At 68.7% G+C, this 19,986-nt stretch carries 21 protein-coding genes; 17 read left to right on the top strand and 4 right to left on the bottom strand.

What is annotated here, in order from left to right; all coding sequences use genetic code 11:
* Together A8G18_RS21130 and A8G18_RS21125 are read left to right on the top strand one after the other, a co-directional pair.
* The coding region (locus A8G18_RS21130; protein ID WP_064065428.1) for an L-lactate permease at window positions 1-1,207 on the top strand (1,207 nt) is incomplete at its 5' end.
* A gap of 26 nt (window positions 1,208-1,233) precedes the next feature.
* Complete coding sequence (locus tag A8G18_RS21125) at window positions 1,234-1,944, top strand: FadR/GntR family transcriptional regulator (RefSeq protein ID WP_064065426.1); 711 nt, start codon at window positions 1,234-1,236, stop codon at window positions 1,942-1,944.
* Window positions 1,945-2,020: 76 nt separating this feature from the next.
* Here the strand turns inward: A8G18_RS21125 and A8G18_RS21120 are convergent, their stop codons facing one another.
* Entirely contained in the window at window positions 2,021-2,476 is a 456-nt protein-coding gene (locus A8G18_RS21120; RefSeq protein ID WP_016934049.1) for a MarR family winged helix-turn-helix transcriptional regulator, read from the bottom strand.
* 162 nt (window positions 2,477-2,638) lie between these two features.
* Between A8G18_RS21120 and A8G18_RS21115 the strand changes: the two genes are divergently transcribed.
* On the top strand, window positions 2,639-3,865 hold the full coding sequence (locus tag A8G18_RS21115) for an MFS transporter (protein ID WP_064065425.1): 1,227 nt from the start codon (window positions 2,639-2,641) through the stop codon (window positions 3,863-3,865).
* A gap of 39 nt (window positions 3,866-3,904) precedes the next feature.
* Entirely contained in the window at window positions 3,905-4,735 is an 831-nt protein-coding gene (locus A8G18_RS21110) for an aldo/keto reductase (protein WP_064065424.1), read from the top strand.
* Between the two features lie 150 nt (window positions 4,736-4,885).
* On the opposite strand, the gene A8G18_RS21105 is transcribed toward A8G18_RS21110, so the two are convergent.
* Entirely contained in the window at window positions 4,886-5,821 is a 936-nt protein-coding gene (locus A8G18_RS21105; protein WP_064065423.1) for a formylglycine-generating enzyme family protein, read from the bottom strand.
* A gap of 105 nt (window positions 5,822-5,926) precedes the next feature.
* Between A8G18_RS21105 and ligD the strand changes: the two genes are divergently transcribed.
* Window positions 5,927-6,895 carry a non-homologous end-joining DNA ligase gene (gene ligD, locus A8G18_RS21100; RefSeq protein WP_064065422.1) on the top strand — a complete coding sequence of 323 codons (969 nt, stop codon included), beginning with the start codon at window positions 5,927-5,929 and terminating at the stop codon, window positions 6,893-6,895.
* A gap of 22 nt (window positions 6,896-6,917) precedes the next feature.
* Entirely contained in the window at window positions 6,918-7,319 is a 402-nt protein-coding gene (locus A8G18_RS21095; protein ID WP_064065421.1) for a TIGR03668 family PPOX class F420-dependent oxidoreductase, read from the top strand.
* Window positions 7,320-7,323: 4 nt separating this feature from the next.
* Here A8G18_RS21095 and A8G18_RS21090 read toward each other — a convergent pair whose 3' ends face one another.
* Entirely contained in the window at window positions 7,324-8,169 is an 846-nt protein-coding gene (locus A8G18_RS21090; RefSeq protein WP_016934985.1) for an alpha/beta fold hydrolase, read from the bottom strand.
* A gap of 148 nt (window positions 8,170-8,317) precedes the next feature.
* On the opposite strand from A8G18_RS21090, the gene A8G18_RS21085 reads away from it, so the two are divergent.
* A complete protein-coding gene (locus A8G18_RS21085) occupies window positions 8,318-8,713 on the top strand; it encodes a hypothetical protein (protein ID WP_242496717.1) in 396 nt (131 codons plus the stop codon).
* Window positions 8,714-8,949: 236 nt separating this feature from the next.
* On the opposite strand, the gene A8G18_RS21075 is transcribed toward A8G18_RS21085, so the two are convergent.
* Window positions 8,950-9,828, bottom strand: coding sequence for a LysR family transcriptional regulator (locus tag A8G18_RS21075; protein WP_064065419.1), 879 nt, complete (start codon window positions 9,826-9,828; stop codon window positions 8,950-8,952).
* Window positions 9,829-10,011: 183 nt separating this feature from the next.
* On the opposite strand from A8G18_RS21075, the gene A8G18_RS21070 reads away from it, so the two are divergent.
* The 10 genes from A8G18_RS21070 to A8G18_RS21025 all read left to right on the top strand — a co-directional run bounded on the left by A8G18_RS21070 (window position 10,012) and on the right by A8G18_RS21025 (window position 19,924).
* Window positions 10,012-11,331, top strand: a complete 1,320-nt coding sequence (locus tag A8G18_RS21070) for an MFS transporter (RefSeq protein ID WP_064065418.1) — start codon at window positions 10,012-10,014, stop codon at window positions 11,329-11,331.
* A 16-nt stretch (window positions 11,332-11,347) separates the two neighbouring features.
* Entirely contained in the window at window positions 11,348-13,078 is a 1,731-nt protein-coding gene (locus tag A8G18_RS21065) for an acyl-CoA dehydrogenase family protein (protein ID WP_064065417.1), read from the top strand.
* Window positions 13,075-14,250 carry a CaiB/BaiF CoA transferase family protein gene (locus tag A8G18_RS21060; protein ID WP_060653369.1) on the top strand — a complete coding sequence of 392 codons (1,176 nt, stop codon included), beginning with the start codon at window positions 13,075-13,077 and terminating at the stop codon, window positions 14,248-14,250. Before A8G18_RS21065 ends, A8G18_RS21060 begins: the two co-directional genes overlap by 4 nt.
* Window positions 14,251-14,502: 252 nt before the next feature.
* Window positions 14,503-14,805: an urease subunit gamma gene (locus tag A8G18_RS23250; RefSeq protein ID WP_064065416.1), complete on the top strand. Its 303-nt coding sequence runs from the start codon at window positions 14,503-14,505 to the stop codon at window positions 14,803-14,805.
* A 12-nt stretch (window positions 14,806-14,817) separates the two neighbouring features.
* Window positions 14,818-15,147: an urease subunit beta gene (gene ureB / locus A8G18_RS23245; protein ID WP_016933274.1), complete on the top strand. Its 330-nt coding sequence runs from the start codon at window positions 14,818-14,820 to the stop codon at window positions 15,145-15,147.
* A gap of 4 nt (window positions 15,148-15,151) precedes the next feature.
* Entirely contained in the window at window positions 15,152-16,852 is a 1,701-nt protein-coding gene (locus tag A8G18_RS21045) for an urease subunit alpha (protein WP_064065415.1), read from the top strand.
* The gene (locus A8G18_RS21040; protein ID WP_016933276.1) at window positions 16,852-17,547 is read left to right on the top strand and encodes an urease accessory protein UreF; all 696 of its coding nucleotides are present in this window, start codon (window positions 16,852-16,854) and stop codon (window positions 17,545-17,547) included. The genes A8G18_RS21045 and A8G18_RS21040 overlap by 1 nt, the downstream gene beginning before the upstream one ends.
* Window positions 17,540-18,268, top strand: a complete 729-nt coding sequence (ureG, locus tag A8G18_RS21035) for an urease accessory protein UreG (RefSeq protein WP_064065414.1) — start codon at window positions 17,540-17,542, stop codon at window positions 18,266-18,268. Before A8G18_RS21040 ends, ureG begins: the two co-directional genes overlap by 8 nt.
* A 2-nt stretch (window positions 18,269-18,270) precedes the next feature.
* Entirely contained in the window at window positions 18,271-19,002 is a 732-nt protein-coding gene (locus A8G18_RS21030) for an urease accessory protein UreD (protein WP_064065413.1), read from the top strand.
* On the top strand, window positions 18,989-19,924 hold the full coding sequence (locus A8G18_RS21025; RefSeq protein ID WP_064065412.1) for an energy-coupling factor ABC transporter permease: 936 nt from the start codon (window positions 18,989-18,991) through the stop codon (window positions 19,922-19,924). Before A8G18_RS21030 ends, A8G18_RS21025 begins: the two co-directional genes overlap by 14 nt.
* The last annotated feature ends 62 nt before the right edge of the window (window positions 19,925-19,986 follow it).

Here is a 19,986-nt window from a genome sequence, read left to right as displayed (position 1 = left end):
CGGCGCCATGGCTATCCCGATCACCACCGCCGGTGCCCTGACCGACATCCCCGCCACCGAGATCGCCGCCGTCGTGGGCCGTCAGACCCCGGTCCTGGCGCTCTTCGTGCCGCTGTTGCTGCTCTTCCTGGTCGACGGTCGTCGCGGTGTCCGGCAGGCCTGGCCGATCGCGTTGGTCACCGGCACGACGTTCGCGCTCGCCCAGTTCTGGTGCTCGAGCCACTTCTCGTACGAACTCACCGATGTCGTCGCCTCGCTCGCCGGTCTCACCGCCGCCGTGCTGATGCTGCAGGTCTGGAAGCCGCGGACCCCCGAGGACCAGCTCTCGCGTACCCGCACCGATGTCATCGCTGTCCAGGCCGGCAAGGAGGGCCCCGGAGCCGCTCGTGCGCCGCAGCGTCCCGTCGCCGACGAGTCGCTGACCACCTCGCGCGTCGTCATGGCGCTGTTCCCGTACCTGCTGGTCATCACCGTGTTCGGCATTGCGAAGCTGTGGACCGTCGGTGTCGATCTGCCGGAGCGTCTCGCCGCCACCGACGTCGAGATCGAGTGGCCCGGCCTGTACGGCAATCTGCTCACCGGCGGGGGCGACGCATCGAGCAGCGCGGTCTACACCTTCTCGTGGCTGTCGTCGCCGGGCACACTGCTACTGCTCAGCGGCGCGATCGTCACTCTCGTCTACGCGCGGCGGGACAGCGGCGGCATGTTCCCGCTGACCGTCCGCCGAGCCGTGGCCACCTTCGGCACCACCGTCGTGCGTATGAAGCTCGCCATCGCCACGGTGGCCACCGTGCTGGGTCTGAGTTATGTGATGAATCAGTCCGGCCAGACCGTCGCGATCGGCACCTGGCTCGCCGGCACCGGTACGATCTTCGCCTTGTTCTCCCCGATCCTGGGCTGGCTCGGCACCGCCGTCACCGGCTCGGATACCTCCGCCAACGCCCTGTTCGCCCGCCTGCAGCAGGCAGCCGGGCAGACCGCCGGCATCGACCCGACCCTGCTGGTCGCGGCGAACACCTCCGGTGGTGTGGTCGGCAAGCTGATCAGCCCGCAGAACCTCACCATCGCCGCCACCGCGGTCGATCAGCCGGGCAGCGAATCGGTGTTGTTGCGCAAGGTGATCGGCTACAGCGTCGCGATGCTCGTCATCCTCTGCGTGCTGGTCTACCTGCAGTCCACACCGGTGCTGTCCTGGATGCTCCCCTGATCCGGAATCGACTAGGCTCTGAAGTCATGTCGTCGTCCGAGGGTCGTGCGTGGGAGCAGGTGCTGAACCACCTGGAGCAGATGCTGGTCTCGGGAGAACTCGGCCCGGGCCAGCATCTGCCCCCGGAGCGCACGCTCGCCGCACAACTCGGCGTCGGCAGGTCTTCGGTTCGTGAGGCACTGCGCGTGATGGAGGCCCTCGGACTGCTCAGCACCCACACCGGTTCCGGGCCGAACGCCGGCGCAATGATCGTCTCGCGACCCACCGGCGGGATGTCGATGCTCATGCGCCTGCAGGTCGCGGCGCAGAACTTCCCGGTCTCCGACATCGTCCGCACACGTCTGGTACTCGAGACGGAAGTGATGCAGACACTGGCCAACCGAACCCCGGCACCGGAACTCACCCAGGCCGAGGAACTCCTGGACGCGATGGACGCTCCGGAGTTGGCCGCACCCGAGTTCCTGGTTCTCGACGCCCAGTTCCACGTCGCGATGGCCGACGCGGCCGGCAACCTCGTCGTCGCGGCGATGATGGCCGGTCTGCGCGACTCCATCGAGAGCTACGTCCTTGCGGGCGCGCCGCACACCGACTGGCCCGCGACCTGCGTGCGGCTGCGTCACGAGCACCGCGGTCTCGTCGACGCGGTCCGCGCCGGCGACGCCACGCTCGCACGCAAGCGCATCGTCGAGCACATCCGCGGTTACTACGCTCGAAGTTTCGGCGCCGACGCGTTCTGACTCCGCTCCCGCACGCCTGCACGGTCGACCCGGTCCGACGAGACAAACTGTCGGGCCGGGCTTTTCGGATGTTCGATCACTGCTCTTGCAACTGCCGGATGGCGTCGACCAGCGGCGCCAGGACGGGTTCGGTCGCGGCCTCGTCGAGCGCCTCCCGCAAGGCGGTGTTGTGGGTGGGCCGGGCCTCTTCGAGCAGGCGCCGACCGGCGTCGGTGACGTCGGTGTAGATGCCGCGACGATCGGTAGGACACAGATAGCGCGAGAGCAACCCACGATCCTCGAGCCGCGTGACCAACCGCGTCGTCGCGCTCTGACTGAGAACCACAGCATCGGCGACCTGACGCATCTGCAGGTGCCCGCCCTCCCCGTCGTGCTGACGGTTGAGCACATCCAGCAGCGAGTACTCACGCACGCTCAACCCGTGGCCGGACTGCAGGGCGCTCTCGATCCGGTTCTCGATCCGCCCGTGCAGGAGCGACAGCGCCGACCAACTGTTGGCCAGCGCGGTCATCGAGGGGTCCGTGGCGGTCATGGTCGGCTCCTGGGTCGGCTCGTACGAACAGGTGACGCCGACGACATGCCGACGTTGTCGCAACGCTCACTATACCCGCGCTTGCAATTAGTCGGCGCCTGCAATTATTGTCTACGCCAGTAAAGCGCGTCTGCGTCTCTTCTCGATCGAAGGATCGTTCTCATGCCACTCGCTCTGCTGGCCCTGGCCATCGGCGCCTTCGGGATCGGCACCACCGAGTTCGTGATCATGGGGCTGCTCCCCCAGGTCGGATCGGATCTCGGCGTGTCGATCCCCACGGCCGGATATCTGGTCACCGGCTACGCCCTCGGCGTCATGATCGGCGCCCCGATCATGACGGCGCTCGGCACCCGGATCTCCCGTAAGAACATGTTGATGCTGCTCATGGGCCTGTTCGTCCTGGGCAACGCCGTCTCCGCCCTCGCGCCCACCTTCGCCGTCATGCTGATCGGCCGCGTCGTCGCCTCCCTCGCCCACGGGGCCTTCTTCGGCATCGGCTCGGTCGTCGCCGCCGAACTGGTGGCACCGCAGAAAAAGGCGGCTGCCATCTCCCTGATGTTCACCGGACTGACGGTGGCCAATGTCGTCGGCGTGCCGCTGGGCACCTTCGTCGGCCACACCGCGGGCTGGCGCGCGACATTTCTGATCGTCGCCGCGCTCGGCGTCGTCGGCCTGGCCGGCGTCGCGAAGCTCGTTCCCGACGTCCCCCGACCCGCAGGCGTGCGGCTGCGCCACGAGATCGCCGCGTTCAAGAACGTCCAAGTCGTACTGGCCATGACCATGACGGTCCTCGGCTTCGGTGGCGTGTTCGCCGCGATCACCTACATCGCACCGATCCTGACCGATGTCAGCGGTTTCGCCGAGTCCTCCGTCCCCTGGCTGATGGCCGTGTTCGGAACCGGCATGGTGGTCGGCAACCTCGTCGGCGGACATTTCGCCGACCGCAATCTCATGCCGATGCTCTACACCGCCCTGGCCGGCCTGGCCATGGTGCTCGGACTGTTCACCTTCCTGTCCTCCGACAAGACCGTGTCCGTCGCGGCGGTCTTCCTGATCGGCGCCCTCGGTTTCGCGACCGTGCCGCCCCTGCAGAAGCACGTCCTCGACCATGCGCACGGCGCCCCGACCCTGGCTTCCGCCGCCAACATCGGTGCCTTCAATCTCGGCAACGCCCTGGCCGCCTGGCTCGGCGGCACGGTGATATCCGCCGGATTCGGGTACACGGCACCCAACGCCGTCGGGGCCGTCCTGGCCGCGTCCGCTCTGGTCCCGGCGGTCCTGTCCCACCGACTACAGCGAAAGGACGACCACACCAACGCAACTCACACATCCACAGAACCCGACCTCCACAGCACCTCCCGTGCTGCCGTCGACCCCGTCCGACTCTGATCCCGAACTACGCGAACACCCCCGAAGGAGCACCATCTCGTGACATCGTCCACGATCCCCACCGTCACCCTGAACAACGGCGTCGAGATCCCCCAGCTCGGCTTCGGCGTCTTCCAGATCCCCGAGGACGAGACCACCGCGGCCGTCAGCGCCGCACTCGAGACCGGCTACCGCCACATCGACACCGCCGCGATCTACGGCAACGAAGCCGGCGTCGGCCGCGCGCTGGCGGATTCCGGACTGTCCCGCGACGAGCTGTTCATCACGACGAAGGTGTGGAACTCCGATCAGGGTTACGACGCCACCCTCCGCGCCTTCGACACCAGCCTCACCGCGCTCGGCCTCGATCGTCTCGATCTCTACCTGATCCACTGGCCGACCCCGGCCCGCGATGTCTACACCGACACCTGGCGTGCCCTCGAACGCCTCGTCGAGGAAGGACGCCTTCGCGCTGCGGGCGTGTCGAACTTCCAGCCGGCCCACCTCCAGCGCCTGCTGGACGGCAGCTCGCTCGTCCCGACGATCAACCAGATCGAACTGCACCCCGGTCTGCAGCAGAGCGAGCTGCGCGCCTTCCACGCCGAGCACGGCATCGCCACCGAGGCGTGGAGCCCGCTCGCCCAGGGCGCCGTGCTGGACGACGAGGCGATCACGTCGATCGCCGGGCGCACCGGCAAGTCGCCGGCCCAGGTGGTGCTGCGCTGGCATCTGCAGCTCGGCAACGTCGTCATCCCGAAGTCGGTCACGCCGTCCCGGATCCGGGAGAACTTCGAGGTCTTCGACTTCGAGCTGACCGACGAGGACATGTCCACCATCACCAACACCGATCGCGATCTGCGCACCGGACCCCATCCGGACCAGTTCAACTGACAGACCTCACCACTCCGGTTTCTCCGCCCGGGATCGGATCCGGACGCAGATCCTGGCTCATGGTGGATGCCTCTTTTCACCCCCATCCGTTCCCAGTACACCACCGGTATCGGGCGGCATACACCCCTGACCAGGGTGAAACCTGTCGTCTCACGGGTGAATGACGCAGCCGAATCCGATATGGCACGTCGCGGTCTCCTCGGTGTCACCCTGGCGGGCCGCGGGTCGGTACCGCAGACAGTAGTTCGGGGCGCACAGGTGCGAGCCGCCCTTGATGACGCGGCGCGGATACGCTTCGCGCGGATCGTGTTCGGCCTCGTCGACGCGGGGATTCGTCGGGATGCACCACGATGAGGCCGGCGCGACGTTCCTGCCGCTCGAAGCATGGTTCGCGGTGAAGTAGTCGGCGGTCCACTCCCACGCGTTGCCCGCCATGTCGTGGAGGCCGTATCCGTTCGGCCGGAAGTGTCCGACAGGTGAGGTTCCGGCGAATCCGTCCGTTTCGAGGTTCTGCCACGGGAATTCGCCCTGCCAGACGTTCCCGCCGGGCCGGCCCTTCGGTTCGCGCTCGTCGCGCCATGTGAAGGCCTTGCGGTCGAGTCCGCCGCGGGCGGCGAACTCCCATTCGGCCTCGGTCGGCAGTTCCTTGCCGGCCCACTCTGCGTAGGCGCGGGCATCGAACCACGAGACGTGGGTGACGGGATGGCGTTCCCGCCCGCCGACGGTGCTCCCCGGGCCTTCGGGATGACGCCAGTCCGCACCCGGGACGAACGACCACCACCTCGTGTAGTCGTCGAGCGGTACCGGCCCCGGAGGAGGAGTGAACACGAGCGAGCCGGGCACGAGCAGGGACGGATCGGCGCCGGGATAATCGGCCGGGTCCGGCGCGACCTCCGCGGTGGTGACGTGTCCGGTGTCCTTCACGAAGCGCCGGAACTCGGCGACGGTCACCGGGTGCGTGTCCATCCAGAACCCGTCGACCGTCACCTGGTGGACCGGTCGCTCCTCCGGATAGAAATCCTCCGACCCCATCCAGAACGTGCCCCCGGCGACGAGAGTCATGTTCTGTGTCGCAGCACGCCTCATGACGTCAGCCTCGCACGGCCCGGGTCGGGGCGCGAAGGACGCACCGCCGCGAGGAGACCGCGCATTCACCGGTCCCGTCCCGCCCCCGTACCGCAGACTCGGGACATGCCCTCCACGACGACGGAACTGTCCCCGATGCTGGCGACCCTCGGTCCGCCGCCGACCGGGAATTGGGCGTTCGAGATGAAATGGGACGGCCAGCGCACCCTCGCCACGGTGACCGACGGACAGTGCCGGCTGACCAGCCGCACCGGCAACGACATCACCCGGAGCTTCCCCGAGCTCCCCCACCCGCTCACCACTGCGACGGACGGCCGGGACTGCATCGTCGACGGCGAGATCGTCACGCTCGATTCCGAGGGTCGGCCGTCCTTCGCCCGGTTGCAGCGCCGGATGCACGTCCACCGCCCCACCGAAGAGCTACGTGCCGAGCTACCGGTCCTGATCTACCTGTTCGACGTCCTCGCTCTCGACGGAGAATCCACGACGGAGCTGTCCTATCTGGAGCGCCGGGCCGTCCTCGAGGACCTGATCGTCCCCGGACCTCGGGTTCAGCTGTCGCCCTACTGGACCGATGTCGACGCACCGACCATGCTCACGGTCGCGCGCGAACACGGCCTCGAAGGGATCGTCGCCAAGGACCCGGACGCACCGTATCTACCCGGGACCCGTAGCGACGGCTGGATCAAGACGCCGCTGCGTCGGAACACCGAGGTGGTCGTCGTCGGGTGGCTCCCCGGATCCGGCAAGGCTGCCGGCGGCATCGGTTCGCTACTCCTCGGAGCGCACGACGACGAGGAACGGTTGGTGTTCATCGGCCGGGTCGGGACGGGATTCACCACCGCGACCCGCCGCGAGCTGCGATCGCAGTTGCGTCCGCTGGAGCGGCCCACCACCCCACTGGCGGTCGCTCCGCCGGCACGGGAGACCCACGGCGCCCACTGGGTGGAGCCCATCCTCGTCGGAGAGGTCGAGTACCGGGAGTACGCGGGCGGAAGCCTCCGGCATCCGAGCTGGCGAGGACTACGCACCGACAAGACGGTGCCGGAGGTCGATCTCCCGGGCCGACACTGACCGTCCGGTTACCGTGAGGCGCATGGACGTCCGTCGCAGTGTCGCCGATGCCCGAGTGGCCCGCCTCGCCACCGCCGACGGGTCCGGCGAGCCACACCTCGTCCCCATCGTGTTCGCCCTCGACGGCGACGTGATCCACACCTGTGTCGACGACAAGCCGAAATCCACCCGGCGCCTGCGTCGACTCGCCGACATCGCCGAGAACCCGCGGGTGTGCGTGCTCGTCGACCACTACAGCGACGACTGGTCGCAGCTGTGGTGGGTCCGCATCGACGGCATCGCCACGGTCCACGACGCCGACACTGCCGAGGGAACTGCGGGCATCGACGCGCTCGTCCGCAAATACCCGCAGTACCAGGCGAAACGACCACCGGGACCGGCCATCACCATCGACAGGCTGCGCTGGCGATCCTGGTCGGCGTGAGCAACTACCGGTCCAACGTGAGCATCGCCTCGGCGATCTCGTCGACCACCGCAACAGGGACCGCGGTGCCGGCATCGTCCAGGACGAGCAACCGCGCTCTCGGGATCTCGCGTGCGATGGCTTCTCCGTTGCCGACGGGGAAGAACGGATCCCGGCGGCCGTGCACGACGAGGGTCGGGACGTCGATCTGGCGCAAGCGTTCCCGCCAGCGGGGCGTGCAATCGAGTCTGGCGAAGACCATTCCGAGCTGATTCGCGGACTGGACCGACGGCTCGTCGTTCGGTGTGCGGTCCCAGATGCGCTCGGCAACCACGCACGCGGCGTCGGGATCGTCCCCGAGGACCGCGGCGCGAGCGGCCGCGAATTCCGCCACGGCCGTGCGATCGGCCCAGTCGGGCATCGGGAGCGCGAACATGCGCTTCATCGTCGCCGCGCCGTGATCGGGAAGGTCGGGATCGCACGGGCCCGGTGCGACCGGACGCGTCCCGACCAGAGTCAGGGCCCGGAACGCGGCTGGATGGTCGAGCGCAGCGACCTGGGCCACCATCCCGCCGACACCGATGCCCGCGAGATGCGCCGGCCTGCCATCGAGCGCGTCGACGAGGGCTGCCGCATCGTCGGCGAGGTCGCGCAGGGTGTAGCCGGGCGCGTCCGGGTCCTTCGTCGTCGACTCCCCACAATCCCGCAGGTCGTATCGCACGACACGACGCCCACCCGCGGCGAGCCGTGTGCACAGTTCGTCGGGCCACGAGAGCATCGTCGTGCCGCCGACGAGCAGGACGAGTGGTGCGTCATCGTCGCCGAAGAACTCGACGCCGAGGTCGACCCCGTTGGCGCTGATGGTGGTCATGGCTCACTCGAGCTTCCGGTGTGCAAGGTCGAGTCCTCGTAACGGGTGCCGTCGAGCCGTGGTCGATGTCCCATGTTCTCGTCTCCTTCTCGATCGGGTTCGGTCTTCTCCGAATCTGCGTGAACGAAGTCCGCGACAGTGGCCACGAGTGGTGGCGTTGAAAGGACAGACCGGAGCAACTCCCCGATCTCATCGGTCCGGCCGTCCAGATCCCCTTGCCGACGAGGACCTGGTCGAGACACAGTGGGTCGCACTGCGCCTCGCCGAACGCTCCGACGGTTCGCCAGCGCTTCCCGCACTGCTCCACGACACCACCTACGTACCGGACACTGCGGAGGTCGTCGATTCCCTGATCGCTCGGAGCCTGATCCGCGACGACCGGCTCAGCGAATCCGGACGAGAAACCGTGGCAAGGATCGAACATCGCATCGAGGAGCTGACGTCCGGTATCTGGGAGGCCGTCCATCCGGCCGACCGTGTCGCCGCCGAACGTGCGCTGAACACTGTGCTCGACCGTGCCCGAGCGGTCCTTGTGAGTCGGTAGTTGTCAGCGCATCAGTCCTGTCGATTGCCGCGAGCGAGGCACCTTCTCGACGAGTTTGCAGGACGGCCCGTCGACGTCGAGAGCCACGATCGAGATCGTCCTGGATGTGCTGTTGTCGGTCGTCGGTGTCCGGCAATGGTTCACCTCCTCCGTTCGAGCGTCGGACCCTTCGAGGGTGTCTTCCACCTTGACACGCCCGACCTACCCGGAGGGCACATACCGGGGTGCGACAGCGGTCAGTTCACGTGTGCGCGCAGCACATCCACCACCCGGCGGACCGCCGGCGCCGGGTTGTCACGACGCCACGCGAGCGCGATCGGCAGCACCGGACTGTTCCGCAGCGGGACGTACCGAACGCCCGTCACAGTGATGTCGGTGGTCGACGCGACGACGACCGCAACCCCCACCCCGGCACCCACGAGGGCCAGCAGGCTGTAGGGGTCCGGTGCCTCCCGGGCGATCACGGGGGTGAATCCGGCGGAGTGGCACACCGTGAAGGTCATCTCCCGCACGCTCGACCCGTGGGCGGCGGGATAGACGACGAACCGCTCGCCGGTCAGATCGGCGGCGTCGAGTTCCTCCCGGGTCGCCAATCGATGATCCGCCGGCAGCGCAACCATGAGCGATTCCTGCCGCACCGTCTCGGTGGCGACGTCCCGGGGCACCGGGAGGCCGACGATCCCCATGTCGAGCAGTCCCTGCGAGACGAGATCGAGCACTTCCCCCGTATAGGTCTGCGGACGCAGATCCAGCTCGATCCCGGGACAACGCTCCTCGAGGCGCCGGGCCAGCTGTGAGATCACCGTGTAACCGCTCGCGCCGCCGAATCCGACGCTCACCACGCCGGTGACACCCGAGGCCGTCGACCGCACGACCGTCCGGGCGATCTCGATCTGGGCGGCGATGACGCGCGCGGGACCGAGCAGCGATTCACCGGCGGCGGTGAGCTGCACCGAACGGGTGGTGCGGGCGAACAGCTCGGCGCCGAGGTCGCGTTCGAGGGCGCGGATCGTCTGGCTGAGCGGCGACTGGGCGATGTGCAGTCGCTCCGCCGCGCGTCCGAAGTGCAACTCCTCGGCCACCGCCAGGAAGGCCCGCAGCTGCCGAAGTTCCATGCCGACCTCGACTTTATAAGTTGATCTACACAATCGTGCTCGATTAGGTCTTGGACTTTACACGGTTGCGCCGGTGATAGTGATCCACGACTCATTCATCCGCGGATCGACTCCGCTCGACGCCCTCGGAAGTGCAGCGTGAATACTCCTCCAGAGCACACCGCGACCCCGCCGCCACGTCCGATGCACGACACCCGGGCCGCACGCCGCGCCGGTGTGACCGCCTTCGTCGGCACCACCATCGAATGGTTCGACTTCTACATCTACGGCACGGCCTCGGCTCTCGTCCTCGGGGCACTGTTCTTCCCCGACGCCTCGCCCGCGGTCGGCACACTCGCCGCCTTCGCGACCTTCGCCGTCGGTTTCATCGCCCGGCCTCTCGGCGGGATCGTCTTCGGCCACTTCGGCGACCGCTTCGGACGGAAGAACGCGGTCATCATCACCCTCGCGCTCATGGGCGCCGGCACCGTCGGCGTGGGCCTGCTGCCCACCTACGACCAGATCGGAATCTGGGCGCCTATCCTCCTCGTCGCCCTGCGAGTGCTGCAAGGCATCGCGATGGGCGGCGAATGGGGCGGAGCAGTCCTCATCGCCACCGAGTTCGCCCCACCCGGCAAGAAGGTTCTCTACGGTGCCTTCGCCCAGCAGGGTTCGCCGGTGGGCAATCTCCTTGCCACTCTTTCCTTCCTCGGACTCACCGCGATGTCCGATGCCACCTTCGAAGACTGGGGCTGGCGCATTCCGTTCCTCGCATCCGCCGCGCTGGTGATCGTCGCCCTCTACATCCGCGTACGGATCCAGGAAACGCCGGAGATGCGCGTGGCCGCCGCTGCACAGGAACGCACGAAACTACCGTTGGTCGAAGTCCTGCGTTCACACCCGGCGGCGCTGCTCCTCGGTGTCGGTGCCGTGGTGGCGGGCGTGGCGATCACCTACGTCAAGACGACCTTCGCCCTCGCCTGGGCCACCACCGACCTCGGGTTCACCCGATCGGACTTCCTGCTCGTGATCACCCTCGCACTGGTCGCGCAGGTGCTCGTCCAACCCTTCGGTGCGGTTCTCGCCACCAGGATCGACGCGCGGCGCGCCGTGCTGTGGATGCTCGGACCCGAGCTCATCGTCCTGCCGCTGATGTTCGTGCTGATCCGCACGGGCTCGCTCACCTGGGCGATCATCGGCATGGTGCTCGCCACCGCGCCGCACGCGATGTACTACTCGGCGCTGGCCGGCATCCTCGCGCAGGTCTTCCCCACCCACGTGCGCTACACCGGCATCTCGTTGTCGTATCAGATCTCGACGGCGATCTTCGCCGGCACCGCCCCGATGGCGAGCCAGTTCCTCCTCGAGCGCGCCGGCTCGATCTGGCCGGTCGTCGGACTCGGGATCGGATACGTGCTGATCTCCCTGATCTGCATGACCGCGCTGCTCAAACGCTCACCGACCAGCACCGAGCCCGACGAACCACGCCCCGCCCCCGCCCGGACGACGGCCGACGCCTCCTGACACCGAACGGATGAAAATGAACTACGCCCATACCGACCCGGCTCTGGATGCGGTACTCGACCGCTGGATCTCCGACGCCGACCGGCCGCTCACCGACCGTCTCCTCGCGTGCCTGGGTGCCGATGCCGCCGACCGTCTCGACGCGCTCGCGGCCACGGCGAACGCCCATCCGCCGGTGCTGCACCGGTACGACCCCGACGGCGAGCGCATCGACCGCATCGAGTACCACCCCGCCTATCTCGAACTGTGCCGCGCCGCCTACAGCGAATACGGTCTCTCGGCACTGTCGCACCGCCCGATCCACGGTTGGACGGACACGCCCCCGCATCTCGTCAAGTACCTCGCGTCATATCTGTTCGTGCAGGCCGAGTTCGGCCTCGCCTGCCCGGTGTCGATGACCGATGCCGCCGCGCGCACCCTGCGGATGTTCGGCGACCCCGAGGTGTTCGGCCCGTGGATCGACGGCCTGACCTCCACCGATCCGGCCACCGCTCTGACGGGGGCGATGTTCATGACCGAGACCCAGGCGGGCACCGATATCGCGAAGACCGAGACCCGCGCCGAATTCGACGGCAACGCATGGCGCTTGACCGGACGCAAGTGGTTCGCCTCCAACCCGGACGCCGATGTCGTGATCACCCTCGCCCGGTTCCCCGGCGGCGACGAGAACTCGACCCGCGGCGTCGGAATGTTCATGCTGCCCGAGCGGCTTCCCGACGGGAGCCGGAACTCGTACACGATCGACCGTCTCAAGGACAAGCTCGGCACGCGATCGATGCCCAGCGGCGAGGTCACCCTGCACGGGGCGTACGCGCTGCAGGTCGGCGACCTCGACCGTGGATTCCGGCAGATGACGGAGATGCTGAACACCTCCCGCCTGTCGAACGCGATGCGCTCGAGCGCCCTGATCCGGCGCGCCGTGCGCGACGCCGTCGCTCACACGAGGGATCGGGTGGTCTTCGGGAAGTCCCTGTTCGACCAGCCGCTCATGCGCGCCACCCTGCTGCCGCTGCTGCTCGACGCCGAGGCCGCTCTCGCGCTCGTCGCCTACAGCGGTGCGACCCTCGATCGCGCCGACCACGGTGACGCGCAGGCCCGCAGTGTCGTCCGGATCCTCACGCCCGTCGCCAAGCACTACATCTGCAAGCGCGCCCGCACCGTCACCGGTGAGGCGATGGAGATCCGGGGTGGCAGCGGCTACATCGAGGACCGGGTGTTCGCCCGCCTCGTGCGCGACTCACACCTCGGATCGATCTGGGAGGGTTCGAGCAATGTCATCGCGCTCGACGTGCTGCGGTCGATGCGCAAGAACGGCGCGCACCGGGTCCTGGCCGACGCGCAGCGCACACTGCTCCACGCGGCGCATCCGGAGTGCGCCCCGGTCGTCGCGGCACTGCGGGAACGCTGGGATGCGCTCGAGGCGCGCGGCGAAGACCTGCTCGCCGGCGACGACACGCACGCGCAAACCCGCTGCGCGACCTACACCGACGATCTCGCACGGACGGTGATGGCGACCCTGCTCGTGGACCTGGCGTCGCACCGCATCGCGCGCGGTCGCGGCCACCGGTCGTTGCTCGTCGCCCATGCCTACCTCGACGGCCTGGCCGGTGAACCGAATGCCGTCGCTCTCGACCACCTCGCCGTGATCGCCGACGGCACGGACGTCGACCCGTCCGTCGCGGCCGCCGCGGCGCCGAGCACCGCCGCCGATGCGGCACCGACTGCACTGACAGGAGCCCGCTCATGAGCACGCATCCCACCGGCCCGGCCCCGCTCGCCGGCATCAAGGTCCTCGACCTGTCGAAAATCCTCGCCGGACCGTACGCGACCATGTCGTTCTCCGACCTCGGCGCCGATGTCACCAAGGTCGAGCACCCCCAGGGCGGCGACCCCACCCGGGTGTGGGGGCCACCCTTCGTCGGCGACGACGCCACCTACTACCTCGCGGTCAACCGCGGCAAGAAGTCGGTGACGATCGACCTCAAGTCGGAGGAGGGACAGCGGATCGTGCACCGGATGCTCGCCGACGCCGACGTCGTGGTCGAGAACTTCAAACCCGGCAGCGGCCTGCAGAAGATCTTCGACTACCGCGCTCTGTCCGAACAGCACCCGCACCTGATCGTCCTGCACATCTCGGCCTTCGGTGACGAGGGACCGCTGGCCGACCAGCCCGGCTACGACATGGTCGCTCAGGCCGCCGGCGGTCTGATGTCGCTGACCGGTGAACCCGGTGGCGCGCCGATGAAGGCCGGATACGCGATGGGCGATCTCGGTGCAGCACTGTTCGGGGTGATCGGGGTACTCGCCGCGCTGGTCGAACGCACTCGCACCGGTCGCGGCCAGTACGTCACCACGTCGCTGTTCGAATGCCAGCTGGCGATGCACGTCAACTGGGCCACGAACTATTTCGCCACGCGGGAGCGACCGCACGCTCTGGGCTCGGCGCACCCCAATCTCGCTCCCTACCAGGCATATCCGGCGAGCGACGGATACTTCGTCGTCGCGGTGGGGAACGACGGGCTGTGGGAGAAGCTGTGCGTGGCGCTGGGCCGACCCGAGCTCGTGACCGATGCACGGTTCCTCCACAACCGTGATCGCATCGAGCATCGCGACGAACTCGACGAGGTCCTCACCGAGGCATTCGCCATCGGGACGGTCGAATATTGGTGCCGGGTCCTCGAGGAACATGGCGTGCCGGTATCCCCCATCCGGCATCTCGACGAGATCTACAGCGATCCGCACACCGCCGCGATCGGCATGGTCGGCACCGTCGACCATGCGTCCGGGCCTCTCGAACAGATCGCGTTCCCGGTCAATTTCGGGGGGGCACGACCGCCGCTGCGGTCGGCACCGCCGCTGCACGGAGAACACACCGACGAGATCCTCGCGGGATATCAGGAGGTCTCCGTTCCGTCCTAGCGACGAACGCCTCGAATATCGCTGACCTACGGCCGTTTCCGATCGATCGGGAACGGCCGTAGGTCTGTCCGGCCATGGACGGCGGTGGCGGCATCCCACTGCGGTGTTGCCGGGGTCACGCAGTGCGGCAGCACTTCTGAGGTCGATACGTCCGGATTTCTCCGCGATACGCGGGGGTAACGTCCGCGAAACAAGAGCCGCGCATGATCGGCATCGAGTGCACGACCGCCGACTCGCACGAAAGAACGACATATGCAGCTGACTCCCGCCGATACCGAGAAACTCCTTCTGGCCGTCGCCGGCATGGTGGCGCGCGACCGGCGGGACCGCGGCGTCCGACTGAACTACCCCGAAGCCGTTGCCCTGTTGTCCACCTGGGTGATCGAACGGGCACGCGAAGGCGCCGACGTCGCCGACCTCATGGTGAAGGGCCGCGAGCTCCTCGCCCGCGAAGAGGTCATGGACGGCGTCACCGAAATGCTGACCGACGTGCAGGTCGAGGCCACTTTCCCGGACGGACGCAAGCTCGTCACGATCCACCACCCGATTTCCTGAAAGGAGCCCGACATGGCATCCGGACCGACTTCGGGACCCGGAGCGATTCGCGTCGCCGAGGGCTCCCTCACCCTCAACGCGGACCGCTCCGACGACGAGCGCATCACCCTCGTCTTCCTCAACACCGGTGATCGTCCCATCCAGATCGGCTCACACCTCCACCTGCCGGACGCGAACGCGGCCCTCGAATTCGACCGTGAACGCGCGCAGGGCTTCCGCCTGGACATCCCGTCGGGGACGTCGCAGCGATTCGAACCCGGCAGCAGCCGCGAACTGGACGCCGTCGCCCTGCGCGGGCGACGCGTCGTACCCGGTATCCAGGTGCGGAAGCAGGAGGACTGAGAACGTGGAGATCACACGCGCCGAGTACGCGGCACTGTACGGACCGACGGTCGGCGACCGGGTACGCCTGGGCGACACCGACCTGTGGATCCAGATCGAGGAGGACCGCACCTTCGGCGGCGAGGAAGCCGTCTTCGGTGGCGGCAAGTCCATCCGCGAATCGATGGCCCAGGGCGTGACGACGCGGGCCGAAGGTGCTCCCGACACCGTCATCACGAACGTGATCGTGCTGGACTGGTGGGGCATCGTGCGCGCCGACGTCGGTATCCGCGACGGTCGCATCGTCGCCCTCGGCCGCGCCGGCAACCCGGACATCGCCGACGGCGTGCACCCGAAGTTGCAGATCGGCCCGTCCACCGACGTCATCTCCGGTGAAGGCCGCATCCTCACTGCCGGCGCGTTCGACTCGCACGTGCACCTGCTGTCGCCGTCGCAGATCGTCGAGGCACTCGCCACCGGCATCACCACGATCGCCGGCGGCGGAACCGGTCCGTCCGAAGGATCGAAGGCCACCACCGTCACGCCGGGCCCGTGGCATCTGATGCAGATGCACCGCGCGCTCGACGCGCTGCCGGTGAATGTGCTGCTGCTCGGCAAGGGCAACACCGTCTCCACCGAAGGGCTGCGCGAACAGGCCCTCGCCGGTGCCGCCGGGTACAAGGTGCACGAGGACTGGGGCTCCACACCGGCCGCGATCGATGCGGCGTTACGCGCGGCCGACGAGCACGGACTGCAGGTCGCGCTGCATTCGGACTCACTGAACGAGGCGGGCTTCGTGGAGAGCACCTTGGCCGCGATCGGCGGCCGCTCGATCCACGCCTTCCACGTCGAAGGCGCCGGAGGTGGGCACGCCCCGGACATCCTGAGCATCGCCGGGTTGCCGCACATCATTCCCGGCTCGACGAACCCGACTCTGCCGCACACGGTGAACACCGTCGAGGAGCACCTCGACATGCTGATGGTCTGTCATCACCTCAACCCGGCCGTCCCGGAGGACCTCGCGTTCGCCGAATCCCGGATCCGGGCCACCACCATCGCGGCCGAGGACATCCTGCACGACATGGGTGCCCTGTCGATCACCTCGTCCGACGCCCAGGCGATGGGACGGATCGGTGAGGTGATCACCCGCACCTGGCAGGTCGCGCACGTGATGAGGAACCGCCGCGGGGCGCTCCACGGCGGCATGCCCGCCGACAACGAACGGGCCCGTCGCTACGTCGCGAAGTACACGATCAACCCCGCGATCGCGCACGGCATCGACCACGAACTCGGTTCTGTCGAGGATGGCAAGCTCGCCGACCTCGTGCTGTGGGACCCGAAGTTCTTCGGCATCCGGCCGTCGCTGGTCATCAAGGGCGGATCGATCGCCTGGGCCGCGCTCGGCGACCCCAACGCGTCGATCCCGACCCCGCAGCCGGTGCTTCAGCGTCCGGCGTTCGGCGATGCGCTGGCCCCCCACACGTCGGTGTCGTTCGTCTCCCCCACCGCCCTCGACGACGGCCTGGAGGAACGACTCGGGTTGCGCCGCAGGTTGTTGCCGCTGCGGCCGACCCGGCACATCGGCAAGGCCGACATGAAGCAGAATGACGCGTTGCCGCGCATCGGGATCCGCCCCGACACCTTCGACATCGACATCGACGGCGAGCGGGTCGTTCCGGCGCCGGCCACCGAACTGCCGCTCACGCAGCTGTACTCGATGTTCTGATGGTGCCCGGCACTCTCTCCCCCACCACGGTGCTGCTCCTCCTGGCGGACGGGCGCGCACCGGTCGGCGGGAACGTCAACTCGGGTGGGCTCGAACCAGCGCTCCAGGGTGGGATGTCACCGACCGAGGTGCGCCGCTTCCTCGTCGCACGGTTGCGCACCTCGGCGGCAGTCGAGGCCGGCGTCGCCGTGGTCACCCGACACGCGGTCGACTCCGATGCCGGAGCCGCCCTGTCGCTCCGGATCGACGAGATCGAGGACCACTGGGCGGCGCGCACTCCGGGCCCGGCCCAGCGCGACGCGTCCCGGTTGCTGGCCCGCGGTTATCTGCGACTGGCCCGGAACCTGTGGCCCTCCACCGTTCTCGACGACCTCGACGCCCGGACCCCGCGACCGTCGCGGGGACTGGTGGTCGGGGCCATCGCGGCGCTCGCGCGCATCCCGGCGATCGACACCGCGCGACTGGTGCTGTACGAGGAGGCGCAGGCGATCGTCGCGGCCTTCCTCAAACTGCACCCCTCCGACCCGGCCATCGGTTCGCGATGGACGCTCGAGGCCTGCGCCCATCTCGAACCGCTCATCGCCGAGCTGTCCGCTCTCACCGACCCGGCGGGCATCCCGGCGACCGGTGGTCCCCAGACCGAATTATGGGCCGAAGCCCACGCATCCGCTCCGGAAAGGCTGTTCCGTGCCTGAACACATCACCACCCGTTCGCTCCGTCTCGGCGTCGCCGGTCCCGTCGGCACGGGCAAGAGCTCGCTGATCGCGACCATCTGCCGCACCCTCGCGTCCGAGCTGCAGCTCGGCGTGATCACCAACGACATCTACACCGACGAGGACGCCCGTTTCCTCCGCTCGGCCGGCGTGCTCGATCCCGAGCGCATCCGCGCGGTGGAGACCGGTGCGTGCCCGCACACCGCGATCCGCGACGACGTGACCATGAACCTGCTCGCCGTCGAAGATCTCGAACGCGACTTCGCGCCGCTCGACGTCGTCCTGGTGGAGAGCGGCGGTGACAACCTCACCGCGACCTTCTCCCCCGCGCTCGTCGACGCGCAGATCTTCGTGCTCGATGTCGCCGGTGGTGGCGACGTCGCCCGCAAGGGTGGTCCCGGCATCAGCCGCGCCGACCTGCTCGTGGTGAACAAAACCGATCTCTCCCCCTATGTGGGTGTCGACGTGCCCCAGATGGTCGCCGACGCCGAGAAGGCCCGCGAGGGCGGACCGGTGCTGGCGCTGTCCCGGACCGACGCCGCATCGGTGCAGGCGCTCGGTGACTGGGTGCGCGAGATGCTGGCAGCCCACCGCGCCGGGTCGCACACCCCGGTCGATCCCGGTCCGATGGCTCCGCACTTCCACGCCGACGACGACCACGGCCACAGCCACAGCCACGCCGTCGCACACACGCACGACTGATCATGTCCCGCACCATGATTGGTATCGACCGCGCACCGGGCCGGGCACGCCTGACCCTGCGGGCGGGCATGCTCGTCCCCCGCACCGTCGAGGTCGGTCCTGACCGCGCGCGGGTCGCCCTCGTCGCCGCCGGCGCGTTGTTGCTCGGTGGTGACTCGGTGACCGTCGACGTCCACGTCGACGCCGGGTGCACGCTCGAACTGCAGGACATCGGTGGCACCGTCGCCTACGACGCCGACAACCGGCTGTCCCGGTGGGACGTGCGGATCACCGTCGCCGAGGGCGGCACTCTCGTCTGGGACACCTACCCGTTCGTGATCGCCACCGGCGCCCGCGTGCACCGCGACACCCGGATCGAACTCGCCTCCGACGCCGCCGCGGACATGCGGGAGACGCTAGTCCTCGGGCGCCACGGAGAAACCGGAGGTGCGATCCGCAGCCGCACCTCGGTCACCCTCGATCGTCATCCCCTCTTCGTCGAGGAGTTGTACGCCCACGGCGCGTTCCCCGAACCCGGGATCCTCGGTTCCACGCGGGTGCACGACGTCATCGCGACCTACGGGCGACGCGCCGAGGGCGACGGCGTCGTCCAGCTCGAAGGGCCCGGCAGCCTGCTGCGGTTCCTCGGGGCCGACGCCCACTCCTCGCCGCTCGAATCGACCTGGCGCTCCTGGCGCTCCACACCCGTTCACCCGTCCACCCTCGAAGGGAGTCTCACCCATGCACGTCCCTGACCATTTCCTCCCCATGAGCGCCACCGCGCCCGCTGCGGCGATCGCCACCGGTGCGGTCGTCCTCGCCGCCACGGCCGGGCGGCCGCGCATCACGATCCGGGACACCCTTCTCGCCGGCACCACCGCCGCCATGATCTTCGGCGCTCAGATGGTCAACTACCCCATCGCCGGCGGCATCAGCGGCCACCTCATCGGCGGCGCTCTCGCGACCGCGCTCCTCGGGCCCCGGCTCGCGCTTCTCGCGATGACCGCCGTGGTCGGCGTGCAGGCATTGCTGTTCGGGGACGGCGGGATCAACGCCCTCGGGGTGAACGTGCTGCTGATGGCGGTGCTGCCCGTCCTCGTCACCGCCGCCATCCGTACCGGCGCCGAGCGACTCGGCCTCGGGAAGCTGACGCGGACCACCGCCGCTCTCGGCGCAGGTCTGTCCGTGCCGGTGAGCGCCGCGGTTCTCGGCGCCGCATACTCGGCGACCGTCGGTACGGGCGCCGCCGCAGCGTTCATCGGCGATCTGACCGCAGTCCATCTGGCCATCGGTGTCGGTGAAGCCCTCATCACCGCCGCGGTGTCGAGCGCGGTGATGGCGTTCGCGCCCGGCGTGGCCGTGTGGGACGAGCGGGCCACCGTCACCTCGGTCGCCGTGCGACGGGGAGTCGCGGCACTCGGTGGTCTGGCCGTGACCAGCGCCTGCGCGCTGGCCCTCGTCGCGTCCGGCAGCCCCGACGGTCTCGAGCACATCGTCGGCGCCTACTCACTGCCGGTCGGGGATGCCACCTTCGCCGGTGTTCCCGGCCTCGCCGCCTACGGCACGATCAGCGGCACCGAGTTCCTCGCGGCGCTGGCCGGGCTCGCTGCGACCGCGGTGATCGGCGCCGGCCTCGCTGCGCCGGGCCGCCGCACGCCGGTCCGTCAGGGCGCGTAGCGGTCACGGCACGCGCCTCGTCGAGCCCCTCGGTCGGGACACCTCCGATCGAGGGGCTCGAT

Origin of the sequence: Rhodococcus gordoniae (genome assembly GCF_001646655.1) — a bacterium.
Lineage (GTDB): Bacteria > Actinomycetota > Actinomycetes > Mycobacteriales > Mycobacteriaceae > Rhodococcus > Rhodococcus gordoniae.
This window is presented reverse-complemented; position numbering and strand designations above follow the sequence as displayed.

What these genes read in the sequence shown, in the direction of transcription:
- A8G18_RS21125 (WP_064065426.1), top strand. Translation starts at nt 1,234, where the DNA reads ATGTCGTCGTCCGAGGGTCGTGCGTGGGAGCAGGTGCTGAACCACCTG.
- A8G18_RS21120 (WP_016934049.1), bottom strand. Translation starts at nt 2,476, where the DNA reads ATGACCGCCACGGACCCCTCGATGACCGCGCTGGCCAACAGTTGGTCG.
- A8G18_RS21115 (WP_064065425.1), top strand. Translation starts at nt 2,639, where the DNA reads ATGCCACTCGCTCTGCTGGCCCTGGCCATCGGCGCCTTCGGGATCGGC.
- A8G18_RS21105 (WP_064065423.1), bottom strand. Translation starts at nt 5,821, where the DNA reads ATGAGGCGTGCTGCGACACAGAACATGACTCTCGTCGCCGGGGGCACG.
- ligD (WP_064065422.1), top strand. Translation starts at nt 5,927, where the DNA reads ATGCCCTCCACGACGACGGAACTGTCCCCGATGCTGGCGACCCTCGGT.
- A8G18_RS21095 (WP_064065421.1), top strand. Translation starts at nt 6,918, where the DNA reads ATGGACGTCCGTCGCAGTGTCGCCGATGCCCGAGTGGCCCGCCTCGCC.
- A8G18_RS21090 (WP_016934985.1), bottom strand. Translation starts at nt 8,169, where the DNA reads ATGACCACCATCAGCGCCAACGGGGTCGACCTCGGCGTCGAGTTCTTC.
- A8G18_RS21075 (WP_064065419.1), bottom strand. Translation starts at nt 9,828, where the DNA reads ATGGAACTTCGGCAGCTGCGGGCCTTCCTGGCGGTGGCCGAGGAGTTG.
- A8G18_RS21070 (WP_064065418.1), top strand. Translation starts at nt 10,012, where the DNA reads ATGCACGACACCCGGGCCGCACGCCGCGCCGGTGTGACCGCCTTCGTC.
- A8G18_RS21065 (WP_064065417.1), top strand. Translation starts at nt 11,348, where the DNA reads ATGAACTACGCCCATACCGACCCGGCTCTGGATGCGGTACTCGACCGC.
- A8G18_RS21060 (WP_060653369.1), top strand. Translation starts at nt 13,075, where the DNA reads ATGAGCACGCATCCCACCGGCCCGGCCCCGCTCGCCGGCATCAAGGTC.
- A8G18_RS23250 (WP_064065416.1), top strand. Translation starts at nt 14,503, where the DNA reads ATGCAGCTGACTCCCGCCGATACCGAGAAACTCCTTCTGGCCGTCGCC.
- ureB (WP_016933274.1), top strand. Translation starts at nt 14,818, where the DNA reads ATGGCATCCGGACCGACTTCGGGACCCGGAGCGATTCGCGTCGCCGAG.
- A8G18_RS21040 (WP_016933276.1), top strand. Translation starts at nt 16,852, where the DNA reads ATGGTGCCCGGCACTCTCTCCCCCACCACGGTGCTGCTCCTCCTGGCG.
- A8G18_RS21030 (WP_064065413.1), top strand. Translation starts at nt 18,271, where the DNA reads ATGTCCCGCACCATGATTGGTATCGACCGCGCACCGGGCCGGGCACGC.
- A8G18_RS21025 (WP_064065412.1), top strand. Translation starts at nt 18,989, where the DNA reads ATGCACGTCCCTGACCATTTCCTCCCCATGAGCGCCACCGCGCCCGCT.